General features: G+C 28.0%; 14 protein-coding genes, 1 tRNA gene and 2 pseudogenes. 6 read left to right on the plus strand and 11 right to left on the minus strand.

Translation table 11 applies throughout. The features are described from left to right. Positions 1–102: 102 nt before the first annotated feature. From hemF to yihA, 4 genes are all read right to left on the minus strand, one after another. On the minus strand, positions 103–957 hold the full coding sequence (gene hemF, locus EHF_RS02375; protein ID WP_044194780.1) for an oxygen-dependent coproporphyrinogen oxidase: 855 nt from the start codon (positions 955–957) through the stop codon (positions 103–105). Between the two features lie 373 nt (positions 958–1,330). Next, a complete protein-coding gene (locus EHF_RS02380; RefSeq protein ID WP_044194782.1) occupies positions 1,331–2,506 on the minus strand; it encodes a porin in 1,176 nt (391 codons plus the stop codon). Between the two features lie 184 nt (positions 2,507–2,690). Next, positions 2,691–3,668 (minus strand): acetylglutamate kinase, encoded by a 978-nt coding sequence (gene argB, locus EHF_RS02385; RefSeq protein WP_044194785.1) that lies wholly within the window; start codon positions 3,666–3,668, stop codon positions 2,691–2,693. Beyond that, positions 3,640–4,242 carry a ribosome biogenesis GTP-binding protein YihA/YsxC gene (gene yihA, locus EHF_RS02390; RefSeq protein WP_044194787.1) on the minus strand — a complete coding sequence of 201 codons (603 nt, stop codon included), beginning with the start codon at positions 4,240–4,242 and terminating at the stop codon, positions 3,640–3,642. Before yihA ends, argB begins: the two co-directional genes overlap by 29 nt. A gap of 162 nt (positions 4,243–4,404) precedes the next feature. Between yihA and prfA the strand changes: the two genes are divergently transcribed. Then, the gene (gene prfA / locus EHF_RS02395; protein WP_044194790.1) at positions 4,405–5,484 is read left to right on the plus strand and encodes a peptide chain release factor 1; all 1,080 of its coding nucleotides are present in this window, start codon (positions 4,405–4,407) and stop codon (positions 5,482–5,484) included. Positions 5,485–6,117: 633 nt separating this feature from the next. Here prfA and EHF_RS02400 read toward each other — a convergent pair. From EHF_RS02400 to EHF_RS04875, 5 genes and pseudogenes are all read right to left on the minus strand, one after another. Further along, positions 6,118–6,477 (minus strand): annotated as a pseudogene (locus tag EHF_RS02400) (translation initiation factor IF-2); the annotation flags it as partial. Between the two features lie 316 nt (positions 6,478–6,793). After that, positions 6,794–8,326 carry an acyl-CoA carboxylase subunit beta gene (locus EHF_RS02405; protein ID WP_044194796.1) on the minus strand — a complete coding sequence of 511 codons (1,533 nt, stop codon included), beginning with the start codon at positions 8,324–8,326 and terminating at the stop codon, positions 6,794–6,796. A gap of 125 nt (positions 8,327–8,451) precedes the next feature. Continuing rightward, the gene (locus EHF_RS02410; protein WP_044194798.1) at positions 8,452–9,030 is read right to left on the minus strand and encodes a hypothetical protein; all 579 of its coding nucleotides are present in this window, start codon (positions 9,028–9,030) and stop codon (positions 8,452–8,454) included. Between the two features lie 908 nt (positions 9,031–9,938). Then, a complete protein-coding gene (locus EHF_RS02415) occupies positions 9,939–10,520 on the minus strand; it encodes a DNA-formamidopyrimidine glycosylase family protein (RefSeq protein WP_232228922.1) in 582 nt (193 codons plus the stop codon). Continuing rightward, a complete protein-coding gene (locus EHF_RS04875; RefSeq protein WP_269493448.1) occupies positions 10,504–10,626 on the minus strand; it encodes a hypothetical protein in 123 nt (40 codons plus the stop codon). The genes EHF_RS02415 and EHF_RS04875 overlap by 17 nt, the downstream gene beginning before the upstream one ends. Before the next feature lie 28 nt (positions 10,627–10,654). Between EHF_RS04875 and EHF_RS02420 the strand changes: the two genes are divergently transcribed. The 5 genes and pseudogenes from EHF_RS02420 to EHF_RS02440 all read left to right on the plus strand — a co-directional run bounded on the left by EHF_RS02420 (position 10,655) and on the right by EHF_RS02440 (position 17,465). Next, positions 10,655–10,725, plus strand: a tRNA-Thr gene (locus EHF_RS02420). A gap of 61 nt (positions 10,726–10,786) precedes the next feature. Next, positions 10,787–11,408, plus strand: a pseudogene (locus tag EHF_RS02425) (carboxyl transferase domain-containing protein); the annotation flags it as partial. 473 nt (positions 11,409–11,881) lie between these two features. Further along, positions 11,882–13,291, plus strand: a complete 1,410-nt coding sequence (gene gltX, locus EHF_RS02430; protein WP_044194801.1) for a glutamate--tRNA ligase — start codon at positions 11,882–11,884, stop codon at positions 13,289–13,291. 649 nt (positions 13,292–13,940) lie between these two features. Then, entirely contained in the window at positions 13,941–15,281 is a 1,341-nt protein-coding gene (locus tag EHF_RS02435; RefSeq protein WP_044194804.1) for a DUF3023 domain-containing protein, read from the plus strand. Between the two features lie 1,584 nt (positions 15,282–16,865). Next, the gene (locus EHF_RS02440) at positions 16,866–17,465 is read left to right on the plus strand and encodes a DUF3023 domain-containing protein (protein ID WP_232228923.1); all 600 of its coding nucleotides are present in this window, start codon (positions 16,866–16,868) and stop codon (positions 17,463–17,465) included. 117 nt (positions 17,466–17,582) lie between these two features. On the opposite strand, the gene nuoE is transcribed toward EHF_RS02440, so the two are convergent. Together nuoE and EHF_RS02450 are read right to left on the minus strand one after the other, a co-directional pair. Beyond that, positions 17,583–18,128, minus strand: coding sequence for an NADH-quinone oxidoreductase subunit NuoE (gene nuoE / locus EHF_RS02445; RefSeq protein WP_044194808.1), 546 nt, complete (start codon positions 18,126–18,128; stop codon positions 17,583–17,585). Between the two features lie 6 nt (positions 18,129–18,134). After that, entirely contained in the window at positions 18,135–19,316 is a 1,182-nt protein-coding gene (locus EHF_RS02450; protein WP_044194811.1) for an NADH-quinone oxidoreductase subunit D, read from the minus strand. Positions 19,317–19,408: the final 92 nt, after the last annotated feature.

Below are 19,408 nucleotides of genomic sequence, written 5' to 3' on the forward strand. Positions count from 1 at the left end.
TTAATATTAATGGATTGTTGAATACTTCTATAGGAGAAGATGAAAAATTTTGAAGAAATGAAATTTCTTTTTATAATTATTGAGTAACCATATGGCAGAAATTTACTTCCATTTTACTACAGGAGGCATAGACATCATGATTGCATCAGGGTTGCCGTTTGTTAATAAACCAAATCTTGTACCTCGATCATAAATCAAATTAAACTCCACATATCTTCCACGTTTAAATAATTGATATTCGCGTTCTTCTGCAGTCCATAATTTATTTAAATTTCTTTTTATGATGATTGGGTAGATATCTAATAAAAATTTACCTACTGCTTGAGTATATTCAAAATCAGCTTCCCAGTTTCCTGAATTTATATCATCATAAAATATACCACCTATACCACGTGGTTCTTTTCTATGATGTAAAAAAAAATAATCGTCACATTGTTGTTTGAATTTTTTATAATATTGTTTGTTATACTGATCACACATTTTACGTAAATTATCATGAAAAAACTCCTGATCTTCTTTATTTTCATATATAGGAGTCAAATCTACTCCACCTCCAAACCAACTTTTGTCTGACATATAAATAAATCTAGTATTCATATGTATAGCTGGTATTAATGGAGAACACATATGTGCAACAACAGAAATTCCACTTGCCCAAAATTTTTTATTTTCTCCTACAGGAATATTTAATGGTTCAGAAGGATTTATAACATTAAATAATTCATGAGTTTTTTCCATATTCCCGTATACTTCTGAAACATTTATTCCAGCTTTTTCAAAGACTTTACCATGTATTACTATAGAATGTCCGCCTCCCCCTCCAGGTCTTTTCCAGTCTTTATGATCTATTTGCGGGATAGAAGATGAGAACTGTTCTTCTATTGATATAAACTTAGATAGGAGCTGATTTTGTAATGTTTTAAACCAAGCAACTGCCTTTTTTTTCTTTTCTTCCATAAAAAAAAATACCAAACTTATAATATAGTAGACTGTTATTCCAAGGAACAAAAAATAATAGTATATTGAAAACAACTGATTAAATTTCATCTAATATTTGAATTTTATGTCCTAATGGACTCCGTAATACGACAACCATTTACAATGTAATCACTAATTACCTCAATGTCAAAATTTTGTCATAAAGCTACAGATATTTTATCATTGCTTAACTTGAAATAGTTATTATTTTACTATACCCACTAAATTTAAATCAAGTATAATTTTTACGTTTCATAAATGTCTATAATATTGAAAAACTCTGTACTCAATATAATATACCCATAAACACTTAATACCCTATAGTAGTGAATGTACCAACACATTTAGTTTTTTAAAAACTTAGTTTTGTACCTATTAACCCAACATAACCAGATTTACTAGTGCTAAGTAGATCAATATCAAAGAAAACAATATCAGCATAGACGGTCATTTTATTAGCTAATAGTTTCTCTATGCCTAATGCACATGCAGATAGCGAGTGCGTTTCAGAATTATTTGTTACGGAAGAATTATTTATAACATCCTTAGCTCCGTAAAAGTAACTAAAACTGATATCGAACTTATCATTCTCAACTTTTATTCCCAAATCATAAAACCTACTATCAATTATTTTATAAGTGTTGGTTGTACTAGTACCGTTACTTATTAAAATCTCTTTTTTGCCGGAATTACCAAGATTAGCGTATGATCCTACAAAAATGATATTCTTATACTTAAATGAAAAACCGACACCATAAGATAGTAAATCATTATACTTATCTCCTGAAGGTAATGTATTAGCATGTTCAATAACTCCAGATATGGAATAATCTACCTTAGAAAATAATTGATTTTGATACTTAACTCCCATACTAACAATATTGTCATATATATGGTAAAGTTTTGCATTATTACCATTGGTATCATTAATATTTTTAGGTTTATCTTTGGGAATATAGCTCAAACCAAACTCTACCCCTTTAATTTGTGGAGAATAATAGCTAATAACTGGAATAGAAGACCCATGACAAGCAACATACAAATTTGGTACGCATAAAACTGTATTTTCTGTATTGCAACTATAAGAAGAATATTGTAACCAACTTCCAGTAACACCACCTGAAGCTACTGATATATTTGAAGATGAAAGCTTCATTCTTTGGGAAACAGGACCTGTTCGTCCTATTTTTAAACTTCCAGCATTACGAGATTTAAGAAAAATATATGCTTCCCTCGTATTGCTATTGATATCTAATATAGAATTCTTTGTATTACCAGGATTATCTATAGTATTGTCTACAAGGTTTGCGCTTAATTTTATAAAAGGCCCAACAGAAAAATAATCATTAATATGATATGAGTACTCTAAAGTAGGAACTGCAGTAAATGAGACTTTTAAAAAATCATCACTATTAAAACCGTATTGTAGATTCAACTTACCACTTAGTGCAAAATCATCAGCTATCGCTTGATTTATAAATAATATTAGAGAAGATACAACAGATATATACAGCTTTTTTTTACACACTAAATTTACCTCACATAACAGGTATCAATAAACGTATTAAGTGCAGAGTAACATCTATAATTGAAGGAATCAAGACTTTTGATAAAAAATTATACTTTATGCTTTATATATATGGTTTCTGTACATGTTATACTCAGCTGCAATATTAGAATCAATATATATACTCTTATTTTATATTAATATTTCATCCTTTTAGATTATGCATCTCTGTACTTAGTACCATAGTACCAGTTCCATGTACAGTAAATAATTCTAATAATAATACGTGTGGTACTCTGCCATCTATTATGTGAGCTGAACCATAACCTTCTTTCACTACCTTGATACAAGTTTGTAATTTAGGAATCATACCTGCATTTACAATACCTTTCTCAATTAAATTTTCTGCATCACTTACCGATATTTCAGATAATAAATTACCATTAATATCAGTAACTCCAGGTACATTTGTTAAAATAATTAATTTAGCAGCAGCAAGAGCATTTGCAAGTGCACCAGCTACTAAATCAGCATTAACATTATATGTAAGATCATTTTCACCACTACATACGGGAGCTATTACTGGAATAAAATCTGATTCTTCCATAAAAAATAATAAGTCTGTATTAACCTCATGAGGTTCTCCAACAAAACCCATATCTAGTATTTTTTCTACGTTATTTGACTGATTTTCTCTATAAGTGTAGCAGATTTTTTTTGCCTCTATTAAATTAGCATCTTTACCACATAAACCAATAGCATTACCTCCAGCTTTGTTTATTAGTTGTGTAATATCTTTATTTACTAAACCACATAACACCATTTCTACGATTTCTAAAGTTTCAATATCAGTAACTCTTAGTCCATTAACAAATGTACTTTTCTTGTTTATCTTTTCTAAAAACTCATTGATCTTGTTTCCTCCTCCATGAACAACTATTGGATTGATGCCAAGTTGTTTTAATAATACAATATCATGAGCAAAACTTTCTGCTAATTTTCTATCTTTCATAGCAGATCCACCATATTTAATGACAAATGTTTCACCAGAAAACTGTTGTATATACGGTAAAGACTCTGATAAAACTTTAGCTGTATTAAACCAGTCAGCGTTTCCTCCAAATTGCTCAATGTTTGGTACAACGTCTTCTTTATTACTTTTTAATACATTGTGCAATTTCATAAATCAACTCCTCTATTCCTTGTTTACACTGGCTACTAGCACTGATGACTGGATACATAATAAAATCCAAATTAAGATTTTTAATATAATTTATATTAACATCAAGTATTTTTTTTGGTATTTTATCAATTTTTGTTAATACTAATTGATAAGATATTTGATGTAACTCAAGCCAGTTGATAAAATCTAAATCTATCTCTTTAAAACCAACTTTAGCATCTATAAGTAATATAACTTTTAACAAATTTTTACTATTTAATAAATAATATTCCATCAGACAGAGATAATTGTTAATAGTAGTTTTATTTGCCTTAGAATATCCGTAACCTGGTAAATCAACTAATATCATAAAATCTTTATTAATTAGATAAAAATTAATTTGTTTTGTGCATCCTGGCTTAGAAGATATTCTAGCATTTCTTTTATTATTTGTTATTGCATTAATTAAGCTAGATTTACCTACATTTGACCTACCAGCAATTGCAACCTCTGGTATTGAAAAGTTAGGTAATGACTTTATGTGAGTAGCTCCTATTATAAATTCACACTTTGACATTATGGCTTTTAGCTTCATTTAGTTAGGTAGTTAATTATAAAAATATTAAAAAACTATTCTTCAATAGTATCACATATAGAAATTTAAAGAAAAAAATTTTGCATATTAATATTACAAATGATATTATCTACTAAAAGATGGATGTTTTGAAAAAATTATTAATTGAACGGTGACAAAGCTATGAGCTTTGATAGTAGTTTAGAAGAATTGTCTCAAAAGTTTTACAAATTAAAAAGTATGTTGGAAGATCCGAGTCAATTAAGTGTAGATTCTTTTGTTACAGCTTCAAAAGAATATTCAGAATTATCACCTATAATGTCAGTAATAGATCAATATAACATTCTACAAAAAGATATACTAGATTTAGAAGAACTTATAAATAATCCAGAAACTGATCATGAATTAAAAAATTTAGCTAAAGAAGAATTCTATGAACGGCAGAAACAATTACCTAAAGTTAAGCATAAATTAAAACTATCTTTACTTCCAAAAGATAAGGATGATGCACGTAATGCTATTTTAGAAATTAGAGCAGGTACAGGAGGAGAAGAAGCTGCCTTATTTGTTACTGATTTATATAGAATGTATACGAAATATGCTGAACAGAAAAATTGGAAATTTGAACAAATTAACTCATCTTCAACCGGTATAGGTGGACATAAGGAAGTATCATTGTGTATAAGTGGGTCTAATGTTTTTGCAAGATTGAAATTTGAATCTGGAGTGCATAGAGTACAAAGAGTACCAGAAACTGAATCTTCTGGAAGACTTCATACTTCAGCTGCTACAGTGGCAGTTTTACCAGAAATTGAGGAAGTAGATTTAAAAATAGATGAGAAAGATTTAAGGATAGATGTGTATCGGTCAAGTGGTCCAGGAGGACAATCTGTAAATACTACTGATAGTGCTGTACGTATTACACATATACCAAGTGGCATTGTTGTTATACAGCAAGATGAAAAATCTCAGCATAAGAATAAAAGCAAAGCTCTTAAAGTATTAAGAGCAAGACTCTATAATCTTGAAAAACAAAAAAGAGATGCAGAAATTTCACAAATGAGAAAGAGTCAAATAGGGTCAGGAGACCGTTCTGAACGTATAAGGACTTATAATTTTCCTCAATCTAGAATTACAGACCATAGGATAAATCTTACATTGTATAGGTTAGATGATATAATGAAAGAGGGAAATTTAGATGAGTTTATTGAGGCATTAATAGCTGAAGATGAAGCGAATAAGTTAAGGAATTTAAATATTTAATTAGAACTTTTTTTAAATAATACCATGTATAGTAATTATGTAGTAATGATATAAGATTTTCACAAGGTATACACAATACTGAAATGTGGATATCATCAAATATAGAGAAATCCCTAATTTTAAAATTATAAGATTTATCAAACATATAGAATGAATATTAAATATATTACTATAATTAATAACATTAAAATTAGTAATTTGTGCATACATTAAATGGTTCTACTCTATCAATATGGAAACTTTTTGCGATCTTAAATAATTAAGTAGTAGTTGATCTTACTGAATGCTCTAAAAATATATATAATCAAGAATTTATAAACTACATTATAATAATGTGGTGATGTAAATCTAATTTATTGAATTTATGCTTAATTAGGTAGTTATTTTTGTTATTCATAAAATTCTTCTTTTTTGGCCAACTTTTTAATTAATGAGTAATTTTTGAGATTACTTGTTATTTCTGCTAAGTCTGCTTATCCTGGTTAAAATCATAACATATACAACTGTGCCATTATAGTGCTACTTAATATAGCTCTTTAAGATTCTTATCCTAGTAATAATTAATATTATAAAGAGATGTTTCTAACGTTATAATTAATGTATGATTTTAATATGCAAGAATACTATTACGTAAATCTTATTGTAAGTTAATATATTATTAGCATCCATTTTTGGTTTAGCAATTGCTTCTAATTCTGTATAAAATAATTCTGCCTTATAATTAATTAGTACCTGCTTTTCAGAATCTACAGCAATAAAACTAGCTCCAGAATTAGGTACATTATTTAATCCTAAAACTTTCACCGGCATTGACGGAATAGCAACCTTTTCACTACTTTCATCACTATTTAAACATATTACATACTTTACAATAATATATTTCAAAATCCCTTTCTGTTCTACTAAAGTTGCTACTACTCTCCCACAATTTTTATCAACCTTTGATTCTATGAGTACTTCAGATGCCCTAGTATGATAAACAGCCTTTATTTTATCATGGACATGCAAATATCAAAAAGTACCCTAATAGATTGAAAAATGCTGTACTGAAAAATAGCAAAGACATATCAATATCATTTAATAGTGTTTATCATAATTATTAATCTTGGTAATAAAGTAATGCATAATTACTCAAAATTATCATTCTTGTACAATTTCATTTAAGCAATTGAAGGTCTGGTGATAAAAAACTATATAGTTATAACAAAAAGTATATAGAATAATGTGTATTAGATTTTTTAAAAAAGAAAAATTAAACTGAAATTTACATTACAAAAAAGTTATTAGATGTGAAAATTATTATTTTACCTTATAAAGGCAAATTATCATGCTTACGCATAATTTTATATATTTTCTTTTTTTCCAAAAATTGCAAAGATTTAAATAAATGTTCTCTTGTACGTGATGGCACAATAATATCGTCAATGTACCCTCTAGAAGCTGCTACATAGGGATTGACTATTTTAGTACGATATTCATCAATAATATGTTGTATTTTATCTTTATCTTTTTCATTTCTAAATATTATTTCAACTGCTCCTTCAGCACCCATAACTGCAATTTCAGCATCTTGCCAAGCATAATTAATATCACCACATAAATGCTTAGAATTCATTACTATATATGCTCCTCCATAAGCTTTACGTACTATCACACTAATTTTTGGTACAGTAGCTTCTGCATATGCGTATAATAATTTGGCCCCATGTGTTATAATGCCAGCATGTTCTTGATTTACGCCTGGCATGAACCCTGGAACATCAATAAAAGTGATAATAGGAATATTAAAAGCATCACAAAAACGTATAAATCTTGCTCCTTTTCTTGAGGCATCAATATCTAAACATCCAGCTAAATACAATGGTTGATTTGCTATTAATCCTACATTATACCCACCTATTTTGCCAAATCCTATAATGATATTACGTGCAAAATCTGGTTTTATTTCATAAAATAGTCTTTCATCACACACTTTTTCTAATAATTCATACATATTATATGGAGTAGAATTATTTTTAGGTATTAATGTATTCAAAGATAAATCTTCTGTATTTACAATATCTGCAATTGATTGAGATTTTAATGACTCCATATTGTTAGATGGAATAAAATTCATAAATTTACGAACTTGTAATAATGCTTCAATTTCATTGTGGAATACCAGATCTGCGATACCAGTTTTACTAGCATGCACTTTTGCTCCACCAAGATCTTCCTGAGTAACTTCTTCATATGTAACTTTTTTTATTACATCTGGTCCTGTTACAAACATGTAAGAAGTATTACGCACCATAAAAATAAAATCAGTTAACGCAGGAGAATAAACTGCTCCACCTGCGCAAGGCCCCATAATTAAAGATATTTGTGGGACTACACCAGATAGGTTAGCATTACGTTGAAAAATTTCTCCATAGCCAGATAATGAATCTACACCTTCTTGTATTCTTGCTCCTCCTGAATCATTAATGCCAATTATGGGAATTCCTAATGTAGCAGCTTTATCCATAACATTGCATATTTTCTTAGCATTTGATTCGCTAAGCGATCCTCCAAAGACAGTAAAATCTTGAGAATAAATACACACTTTTCTGCCATTGATAGTTCCATATCCTACAACTACTCCATCTCCGGGTATTTTAGATTTATCCATAGAAAAATTTACGGACCTATGTTCTACAAATGCTCCATATTCTTCAAAAGAATTATCGTCTAGTAAAACAGTTAACCTTTCTCTTGCTGTTAATTTACCTTTAAGATGTTGCTTTTCTATCCTAGATAAACCACCACCGTTATATGATTTTAACTTCCTATTGTTTAAATCTTGTAACCCTATAAAATTCATAACATCCAAAAAGAAATAAAAATATTAGAATACTCTTATCACATTTCACGATTTATATCAAACATGTAAGTTTTGTACTTTTTGTAACTAAGATTTTACAAATAGAACATGATCTAAGATATTGGTTAAAGTAATTTCATACTCCCTAATCCTGTAACGCTTACACTAGATAATTCCCCAACACAGTATACAGTATCAAACATTTTACTATCTTCATTAAAGAAACCCAAATGTGTATGAACTTTTTCTTTATTAACTTCAGGTATAAAACTCACATTAGTCTTCAAATTATAAAATAATTCCCTGATACTACGGCCTTCAACTAACCCTCCATCAAGACAATTCTCTGAATTCACATAAAATACTGGAGTACTTTCGATACGTGTTAAAAAAGAGCTAAATTCATTTTTAGCCAGTGACATAGCTAAAAATACTTCGTTGGAGTGTTGATCAATACCTTGAAGTATCACAATTTCATTCAAACATTGTTTAGCTTTAATAGTGCAATATCGATCAAACCTTGCTTCATATAAATATGGATTATAATTTGCTAAACCGGTACATAAATCCTCTTCAGGATCATATATTAAACTTTTAAGATATGGATTGTCTGTCTTAAATTTGCCATCTTCGCGCTTATATAAATCCATATCAGATAAGTACGCATTGCCATTTTTATCTGCTAAAAAAATCAATGATCTCATAATCTACCACAAAATATCAAATATTATTCTATAGATTATGCCGTAATATAATAAAAAAGCTATATAATTTTTTAATATAAATAATCAATATTTTAATATTAAGTTTTATTTGAAAATAACCTATTGAATATGCCTAGTGATCCTGTTCTTACTATCTAAATAAATTCATATATAGATCCCTATCTACAAAAAACATGCCTTTTTTTATAATTTAACTACTATGTGTTACTTTACTATTAAGATTAATAATTAAGATACACTGATATATATTTACTGTTTTTCAGTACAATATTTTCTTCATATCTATTAAGGCACTTTTTAACATTGCACGTTCATGACGAAATATACTCAATAATATTCTTGTCTATTAAAATCATACATATATATTTATAACGCTCTTATTGAGGATTATGTCATATATTTTGACAATCTGCTTAAGAATGTTTTTCATTTTTTTGTTATTTAGAAATATGTTTATAACATGGCATAATATTCTTTCTTAGAATCACCTGCATATGTAATATTTCAATTTTTTCGTTAATTCCTTGCACTTTATAACATATTAATTATATACATTATTTGACTAGTGTAACACTGCATTCTATTTTTTAGAACCACTGTTATAAAGTACTATGTTTTACTAGCAAAAACAGCATTTATTAAGAATAAAAATAATGATTACAACTGACAGTATGAGCAAAAAAAAGTACTTCTACCATTTTTACTTGTTACTGAAATAAAATTACTGCACTTATAACATCGCTTTTTTGCTCTGTTATATACTAAAAAATGATTCTGAAATGTTCCTCGTATTCCAAGTGGTGATACATAATCCTTGATACTTGATCCACCATTTTCTATTGAAAATAATAAAATATTTTTAATCTTATCAATAATGCTATTGCATTCTACAATTGATAAATTTTTACAAGTCTATTAGGTGATATTCCTGCAAGAAAAAGACTTTCCGTAGAATATATATTACCTATACCAATAACAAATTTGTTATTCATCAATAAAGATTTTATAGTACACTTTTTATGAACAGTACTATACAAATAATCAGTATTAAACTCGCCAGATAGTGCATCAATACCAAAATCTTTAAAAAATTCTGTATATTGATTATAATTTAATGATATCACTATTCCAAATCTTCTTGGGTCATTAAAAGTAAGTAATTTATTATCACTAAGATAAAAAATTATCTGATTATGTTCTTTTTGTTTAATATAATTCTCATTACAAATCAAATTGCCACTCATACCTAAATGTATAATTATGTAATACTGATTGCTGAGCATTAAAATAATATATTTACCCTTCCGGGTTATTTGAGATATAGAATTATCTATAGCGATATCACATAGATCCCGTGTAACTGGTATACGTAAATCATATCTATTGATTTCTATATTTAATATAGTTTTGTTTAAAATTTCAGTAGATAATGTTCTACAAATTATTTCTACTTCAGGTAGTTCTGGCATCTTTCATTTGACGTTGCTTATGCTTCCTACGAAGTAGATTAGCTTTTAATGCATTAGATAAAGTTTTAGTTTTATTTGTATTTTTAATTTTTTTTGACTTATTCATAATAAAAAAATAAAATAAACTTAATTAAGCCGTTATAGCTTAGTGGAAAAGCACATCATTGGTAATGATGGTACCTAAGTTCGATTCTTGGTAACGGCACCCACTTATTAAGCATATATTTTTTTATAAAATTGTAAACATTATAATTGCATGATGTATTGGGGGATTGCTTAGTGAATCAAATGCTAAGAAGATATGCAATATTATGGATAAAGCTGCTACATTAGGAATTCCCATAATTGACATTAATGATTCAGGAGGAGCAAGAATACAAGAAGGTGTAGATTCATTATCTGGCTATGGAGAAATCTTTCAACGCAATGCTAACCTATCTGGTGTAGTCCCGCAAATATCTTTAATTATGGGGCCTTGCGCAGGTGGAGCAGTTTATTCTCCTGGCGTTGACTGATTTTATTTTTATGGTGCGTAATACTTCTTACATATTTGTAACAGGGCCAGATATAATAAAAAAAGTTATATATGAAGAAGTTACTCAGGAAGATCTTGGTGGAGCAAAAGTGCATGTTAGTAAAACTGGTATCGCAGATCTGGTATTCCACAATAAAATTGAAGCATTATTACAAGTTCGTAAACTTACGAATTTTATTCCATCTAACAATATGGAGTCATTAAAATCTCAATCAATTGCAGATATTGTAAATACAGAAGATTTATCTTTGAATACATTAATACCTAAAAATAATTCTACTCTATATAATATGTATGAATTATTAGAAAAAGTGTATGATGAGAGACTATTTTATGAAATAAAACCAGATTTTATTAATAAGTCTAATTCCTGCTTTTCATACAGGACTTTATATAGAATTTTTAAAATTTGATACTAACTATTTATATAATACTCTAACTAATAAATTTATTATCAATATAGGTAACATATTATCACAGATAAGTATCACATACTAAATTTACAAAAGATTTATCAATAGCATTGTTTCTAAGATTAAAAATATTTTATTATTTTCCTTCTTTTAAAATTTATCAATTTAAGAATTGTAATAGTTTTATATAATTAGGTTTATAATGTGTATTGCACACTTCTTCTAATAAATATAACATATAATATCACTAATCTTAAAAACCTACAATTTACAAATAGTATAGAGAATTTCAAAATGGTGACTTTGTCATATGTTACTATATATGTTAATTTATGATGTATCTGCATATAATTGCTTTACAAAAACATTGAAATATAAAACAATTCTAGTTTTTATAAGATTCTATTGTTTTTATGTCACATAACGTAATAACTCGATTTGCTCCATCACCAACTGGACATCTACATTTAGGAGGTGCAAGAACAGCTTTATTTAATTGGTTATATGCTAAACGTAATAATGGTAAATTTTTATTACGCATTGAAGACACTGACAAGAAAAGATCATCTCAAGAACTTATAGACTCCATTATTAACGCAATGTCTTGGTTAAAGATTCCTTATGATGGAGAAATAATATTACAATCAAAAAATATATCAAGGCATGTTGAAATTGCAAATCAACTAATATTAAATAATAAAGCATATTATTGTTATTGTTCTGAAGAAGAAGTAAGTAAAGAAAAAGAAGAATTCAGTAAAAAGGGTTTATATTATAAACACAATTGCAGATGGAAAAATAAAAATCCACCAAGTAATAATCTCACTAGAGTTATTAGATTAAAAAGTCCCACTGACGGTATGACATCATTTAACGATGAAGTATATGGTAACATTACGGTAAGTAATACACAGTTAGACGATATGATTTTATTACGTTCTGATAATACCCCAACCTATCTTCTATCTGTAGTTGTAGATGATCATGACATGAACATTACTCACATTATTAGAGGAACAGATCATTTAACAAATACAGCACGCCAATTATTAATATATAACGCATTGGAATGGAATCCACCTAAATTTGCTCATATTCCATTGATACATGATGAAAATGGCAATAAGTTATCTAAAAGACAGCAAGCAATTGGTATACATGAATATAAAAACTTAGGTATATTACCAGAAGCAATATTTAATTATTTATTAAGGATGGGATGGAGTCATAACAATGATGAAATTATTACTTCAGATCAGGCAATAAGGTGGTTTTCTATAGAGGGCATTGGACAATCTCCAGCAAGACTAGATAACAAAAAACTTGAATTTCTAAATAATCATTACATTAATATAACTGAGGATAAAGTAATTCTTAATATGATCATTCCAATCATAGAAGAAAAAAAAGGATATGCAATAAATAAAGAAAAAAAAGAATATCTATTAAAAGGGTTAAATGAATTGAAGAAAAGGACAAAAAGTTTAGTAAATCTAGCCAATGAATCCTTATTTTATGTTGAAGATATCCCAATTTGTATTGATCAAGAATCCAGTGCTACTATAAAGGATTACAAGCATATATTTTCCATTTTATATGACGACCTATCAAAAATTCCAGAAAACGAATGGAATAACAGTGTATTAACATCAACGATAAAAAATATTTCACAAAATTTGAATATAAAAATTAGTACTATTTATCATTGCTTGCGTGCATCTATTATTGGAAGAATGAATGCTCCAAGTATTATTGAAATTATGATTAATTTTCAACAAAAAGAATGTTTGCAACGCATAAAATATGTGCAAAACATAAAGTAACTTTTTCATTCTACCATTAGTAGAAAGCAATTCAAAATTTTTAAACACTAGTGTTTAGCTTTCGAAAAAATTTCATAATTATTCAGAATATCCTACAATCTTAGTGTAATGCAAAAAATGAAATCATCAAAAGATATGACAGTAATATTATTAACAACAAAATCAACGATATTAGCAGTATAATAAAGAAAGGTTTTCAATCTACAATTATATCTAATTATGTACTACTAAATATGCCAGATGAAAATACATATTAAAAAAGATGAAAGTAATAATGTCACTTACAAAAAAATTGTAATGATACTAATTATCATAAATCTAAAAATAAGAAACTAGTTTTATAAATATGATAAGCTATTAAGTGATATATCATTAATAATGAAAAATATATAAGAAAAATTTCTTCATTATGCTGTAGTCCTTTTTTTTCAGCAAAATGCTAAAATATAATACAAGGAAATAAGAAAAAGCATATAATTATGTGAAATACAAACCAATCTAAGATGTAAGTAAAAATATACAAATTAACTTAAAATGTATATTGTTATAATAACCATAATAGATAAATTAATAACAATTTACTTGATATACAACTATTTTTATAGTACCATATACTTAACTATGTGTGTTATTCAGTGGTTTATATAAGATGTTTTCAAAATTACAACAAGCAATCAAAGGCAGGGGTGAAAGTTCCAAACAACTTAACGAAAGAACTAGCAAAAAATCAGAAGTTGTTACTGGTGCACAAGGTGGACTTGTTGTAGAAGAAGCTTCACCAGGCCCTTCTACACCAGATATAGAGACTCTACTGAGTCAGTTGGAATTTAAAGAGTTAGAGAGTGAAGCAGCTTTACGTAAAGCTCTGTGCACGGCAGGTAGGCATGATCTAAAGGTGGAAGATGTAATATGTATAGGTAATACTCAAGCAGGTGGAAGTTTAACAATATATACTGATAGAAGAAATCCTGATGGTACAGATAAAGTAATTCCAGAAGGATTATCTCTATTCTTAGTAACGTGTAGAGTATCCTCTAGTTATCTTAGAAGTGATAGTCAGATTAGAGATAATTACCCTGTAACAGGCTCTATGGTACAATGTATGGTATATTGCTTAGTACAATCTCATAATGTTAAAAAATTTGTACGCGGCTGTAGAAATGCAAGAGCAGAGTTTCACCCATTTTGGTATTCTTCAGTTGTCTGTATTATTATGTGTTCACCATCAGAGGAGATACCTTTTTTTGTTGAAAGGGATAGACTTACCAAATGTTTACAGCATTTTAATCCAGTATATGTATACTCTGGGGAAGCTGAAAAACAGTTAGAGATGGAAAAAAGAAATTATGAAAAGGTACAACAAGTTGTACAGGCGGCAAGACATCGGGATTTCCTCTCTCTAGCGCAAGATATAGATGATCTGGAGAGAGCCAGCAACAAAACATTATGTCAAACTGTATCATGCCTACTTGGAAAGAATATAGATATTAAAAAAGTAATCTGTATAGGTAATACTTGTAATGGAAGTTTACAGGTATATAATAGTGGCATATTGCATGCTAAAAATAAAATACACCCAGATGGAAATAGTTTATTCTTAGTAAGAGCACACGTATCAACTCAAGCTGTACAACATTGTACTTATATCCGTGATACTGCTTTATCAGACATAGAACATAATGTAACAAAGCTTATGATATACTGCTTGGTAACCGGTGATAATATTACTAATTTTATTTGTGACTGTAGAAATACAAGAAAAGGCTCACACAAACCATTCTGTAGTTGTAAAATTATATATGTTGAGCCTTATAATACTCAATCCAAGCACTTACCTGCTAATCTTGAGGAAGGTAGATTGAAAGAAGCTTTACGAGAACTAGATATAGCAGATGTTATTTATCACGACAATATAGATGAAGAAATGCCGTCCTGTGTTATGGGTACTAGTACTCATTATCAAAGTGGTGTTAGCCATATGAATAAATAAAAAAAATACAAGTAGTAGTGCGCATAGTAGTGTACAAGTATACCTTAGCAGTGTTCAATAAAAACTAGCATTAATAGTATAATGCTAAATACTATTTTAGCTGGTTAAGCATATAATATTTTGTTAATTAAGTATATGTTTAACAAGTATATCATGCTAATAATGTTATTACTGGTATTAAAATCATAAAGCTCATCTATGATGAATATCATAAATGATCTATAGTTAATTTACAAGTATGTATATAGAAAAGGAATCAAAAAATCTGTCATCAATACTTATATAAAAAAGCAGATAATCTTTCTTTTTATATGAAAAATGTTATTGTATATGTAAAATACCACAGAAGATGGTAATACTTTATAAATATATCTTTCAAAGACTTATAATAAAAAAAAAAGTAGTACCATGTTGGGGTTCCCTGTTTATAGTAAGTATTAAAATCCTTGATGCAACAATTACAATATATATTAACTTTCATCATCAAGGAAATAACATATAGCTTTAACTAAAAGGTAATTTTTTATCTTTATCAAAATCATGGGTTAATTTGCTCTAATAAAAAATGATAGTTGTTGTACACATTTTCCAAATTATCACATAAAAAATAAGGATATATTTATCCTAGTATATTCGGTAAAAAGAAAAATTATTTTAGTGAATTAAACAATATATACGACAATAATATTTTTTCAGGAGAACAGAAAAATACATTAATTATCTATTATGGTAAAAGGTGGTGTATTGCTACACTTCATGCACTATCAGATACAACTTTATATTACTCCTGTTGAGGAAATATAGTGATTTTTTTTTAGTTAATAAATTCTAGAAATATAAAGTTTTATGTAAAATAATTGGGATTATATAGCTCTCCAATAAGTATGAGGAAATACTAAGGGGTAGCACACGTGTTTTGCTATACAGAAAGTAGTAACTTTCAATGATATTATATATTCTATTTTATATGAGCTTATGAATTTTGCTTATTTAAGATTTTATATAGAGAATATCCTACAAAACAATTATATAAGTTACTTCTTGTTTTTATTAAAAGTATACTAGCATCTAATAATGACTATATGTTTGCACTAAAAAAAAGAACACACTTACTAAAAGATTCTTTATATTTCTAGTATATGATGTCAAAACCTATATTCTGTAAAAATAAGGCAACAAAAATTAGTTAGCTAGCCCCCATTTCCAAGTATGGTAGTGTTATAGTTAAATACCTTTTATTATTTAAAGATATATACATGATATAAACCACAGATACGAGAGAGCATCTATTGTTTACTATACTGTGCTAAGGATTAATCCATAGAGTTCTCATGGATAAATTATTATAAAAGCAACTGCAAAATAATGATTAAGGAAATAAATTATTAGAAGTATATGATACTGATCAATTGTCGGCAGATTTTAAATTACTATATATATTGATATATATATATATACAATACAATAAGGAAAATAAGTAAAAAATGCAAAATTTTATTCTATATCAAAGATATTTATTGCTATATAATTATTTTTTATGTATTATTTTAAATAAGTAAATTAATAAATTAATTATTATGCAAAATGTTAAAATATAAGGAAGAAATCAAAAAATATGTCAATCAACATTTGTGCAGAAAAGCAAATAATTTTTCCTTTTTATGTAAAAAATGCTATTGTATAGGGAGTACCTCAGAAAATAGTAATACCTTAAAAATATATCTTTCAAAGACTTATAAAAGCAAAAAAAAAATAGTACCATGTGGGGATTCACTGTTTGTACTAAGTATTAAGTATCCTATCAATACAATAAAACAATTACAATATTTTAACTTTCTAACACTGTCACAAAATGAAATACAAAAAAGCACTCTAAATGCAAAAATTTATGTTTTTGTAAAAGAATGTAATCTTAGTAAATTTATTAGTAATATATTAAACAATAATAATAAACCATTGACTACTATTACACCATCTGAGTATGGGAATGTTGTATATACAATACTACCTAATAATGCTTTTTTTGAACACTTTAATGAATACAATGCTTTAAGCACAACTTCAAAAATGATTTCAACAGTTACAGACTATCCTGCTCTTAAATTTATACCTAAAATTAGTATTGTATCAAAGTCACTGAGCTATATAACATGTACACAAGGCATTGAACCATTAGAGCTTTAACACAACTTATTAAGTGCAAAAACAGAGGTCTTTATTGACGTTATAATATATCAATAATATATAACAATTAGAGTTAAAGGTTCATTATACTCGAAATATAATAAAATTGAAAATATATTAATCTGAGATTAAAATTTCTTTTCTTTGTATTTCCATTAATATATCCTTAATTTTATCAGAAGTCAATTTTTCATAGTAATCATCATTGATTTGTACAATAGGAGCATTAACACAAGCACCTAAGCATTCTACTTCTTTTAAAGTAAATAAATTATCACTTGTTGTTTCTCCAACATCTATATTAAGTAATTCTTTGCATGATCTTAAAATATTATCACTACCACATAACCAACAAGGAGTTGTCCTGCATACTTGTATTAAATATTTACCAATAGGAGATAAATTATACATAGAATAAAACCTTGCTACCTCTAATACATGTATTTGCTGCATATCTAAAAAATCTGCTATATAACTAATAGCAGATAGTGGAATAAAACCACCACATTGTTTCTGGGCAATATGTAATAAAGCCATTACAGCACTAGACTTCCTATCATGAGGGTACTTGCTAATTGTATCATTTGCATATTTTAGATTTTTTTTATTAAATTTAAATTCTTCAGTACAAATTGTATTGCTATTTTTCCGTATATTAGACATTACTTATTACCTATCTATCTCTCCAAATACTATATCTAAAGATCCAATTATAGCTGTTAGGTCGGCTAACATATGACCTCTTGCTATCATATCTATTGCTTGCAAATGAGCAAATCCAGGAGCTCTAATTCTACACCGATACGGTTTATTTGTTCCATCAGATACTATGTATACACCAAATTCACCCTTTGGAGCTTCAACAGCTATATAAGTTTCCCCCACTGGAACACTATAGCCTTCTGAATATAATTTAAAATGATGTATTAATGCTTCCATAGATTCTTTCATTTCTGACCTTTTTGGTGGAGCAATTTTTCTATCATCTGTTTTTACTGGACCACTTGGAAGACGATATAAGCATTGTTCAAGTAGTTTTATCGACTGCCTGATTTCTGCCATTCTCACTAAGTAACGATCATAACAATCTCCTCTTTCTCCAATAGGAACTTCAAATTCTAAATTTTCATATATTTCGTAAGGTTGGCTTTTACGTAAATCCCAAGGAATGCCACAAGCCCTTAACATTGGCCCAGAAAAACCCCAATCTAAGGCCTGTTCTTTTGATACAACACCAATATCAACATTACGTTGTTTCCAAATCCTATTTTCAGTTAATAAATCGTCAATATCATCTATAAACTTAGGAAAAGTTTTAATGAATTTAAATATATCATCAATTAAATCATCTGGTACATCAGCTGCTACGCCTCCAGGACGAATATAAGCAGAATGAAATCTTGCACCTGACGCTCTCTCATAAAAACCTAAAATTTTCTCTCTTTCTTCAAACATCCATAATAAAGGTGTCATAGCACCTATATCCAACGCTTGACTTGATATATTCAATAAGTGATTTAATATTCTAGTTAATTCACAAAAAATAACACGTAAATACTTTGCTCTAATTGGTATTTCACATTTTAGCAATTTTTCCACACATAAAGAATAAGCATGTTCTTGAGACATTGGAGATACATAATCAAGGCGATCAAAATATGGCAAAGCTTGTAAATACGTTTTATATTCTATTAACTTTTCTGTCCCTCTATGTAATAACCCAATATGTGGATCTATCCTTTCTATTACTTCACCACCCATTTCTAAAACTAAACGCATTACACCATGAGCTGCGGGGTGTTGAGGACCGAAATTTAAAGTCATTGGTGTAATCTTGACTTGATCAGACATTTACTAAATTACTAAATATATAACCATAGATTATGTAAGCACACATAGGACATGTCAAGAACAAGCTTCTAGTGTAAACATAAAGAAAAACT

The sequence above is a fragment of the Ehrlichia japonica genome, from assembly GCF_000632845.1.
GTDB classification, from domain to species: domain Bacteria; phylum Pseudomonadota; class Alphaproteobacteria; order Rickettsiales; family Anaplasmataceae; genus Ehrlichia; species Ehrlichia japonica.

What these genes read in the sequence shown, in the direction of transcription:
- EHF_RS02450 (WP_044194811.1), bottom strand. Translation starts at nt 19,316, where the DNA reads ATGTCTGATCAAGTCAAGATTACACCAATGACTTTAAATTTCGGTCCT.
- EHF_RS02410 (WP_044194798.1), bottom strand. Translation starts at nt 9,030, where the DNA reads ATGAGATCATTGATTTTTTTAGCAGATAAAAATGGCAATGCGTACTTA.
- EHF_RS02435 (WP_044194804.1), top strand. Translation starts at nt 13,941, where the DNA reads ATGTTTTCAAAATTACAACAAGCAATCAAAGGCAGGGGTGAAAGTTCC.
- EHF_RS02405 (WP_044194796.1), bottom strand. Translation starts at nt 8,326, where the DNA reads ATGAATTTTATAGGGTTACAAGATTTAAACAATAGGAAGTTAAAATCA.
- hemF (WP_044194780.1), bottom strand. Translation starts at nt 957, where the DNA reads ATGGAAGAAAAGAAAAAAAAGGCAGTTGCTTGGTTTAAAACATTACAA.
- EHF_RS02440 (WP_232228923.1), top strand. Translation starts at nt 16,866, where the DNA reads ATGTTAAAATATAAGGAAGAAATCAAAAAATATGTCAATCAACATTTG.
- nuoE (WP_044194808.1), bottom strand. Translation starts at nt 18,128, where the DNA reads ATGTCTAATATACGGAAAAATAGCAATACAATTTGTACTGAAGAATTT.
- yihA (WP_044194787.1), bottom strand. Translation starts at nt 4,242, where the DNA reads ATGAAGCTAAAAGCCATAATGTCAAAGTGTGAATTTATAATAGGAGCT.
- gltX (WP_044194801.1), top strand. Translation starts at nt 11,882, where the DNA reads ATGTCACATAACGTAATAACTCGATTTGCTCCATCACCAACTGGACAT.
- prfA (WP_044194790.1), top strand. Translation starts at nt 4,405, where the DNA reads ATGAGCTTTGATAGTAGTTTAGAAGAATTGTCTCAAAAGTTTTACAAA.
- EHF_RS02415 (WP_232228922.1), bottom strand. Translation starts at nt 10,520, where the DNA reads ATGCCAGAACTACCTGAAGTAGAAATAATTTGTAGAACATTATCTACT.
- argB (WP_044194785.1), bottom strand. Translation starts at nt 3,668, where the DNA reads ATGAAATTGCACAATGTATTAAAAAGTAATAAAGAAGACGTTGTACCA.
- EHF_RS04875 (WP_269493448.1), bottom strand. Translation starts at nt 10,626, where the DNA reads ATGAATAAGTCAAAAAAAATTAAAAATACAAATAAAACTAAAACTTTA.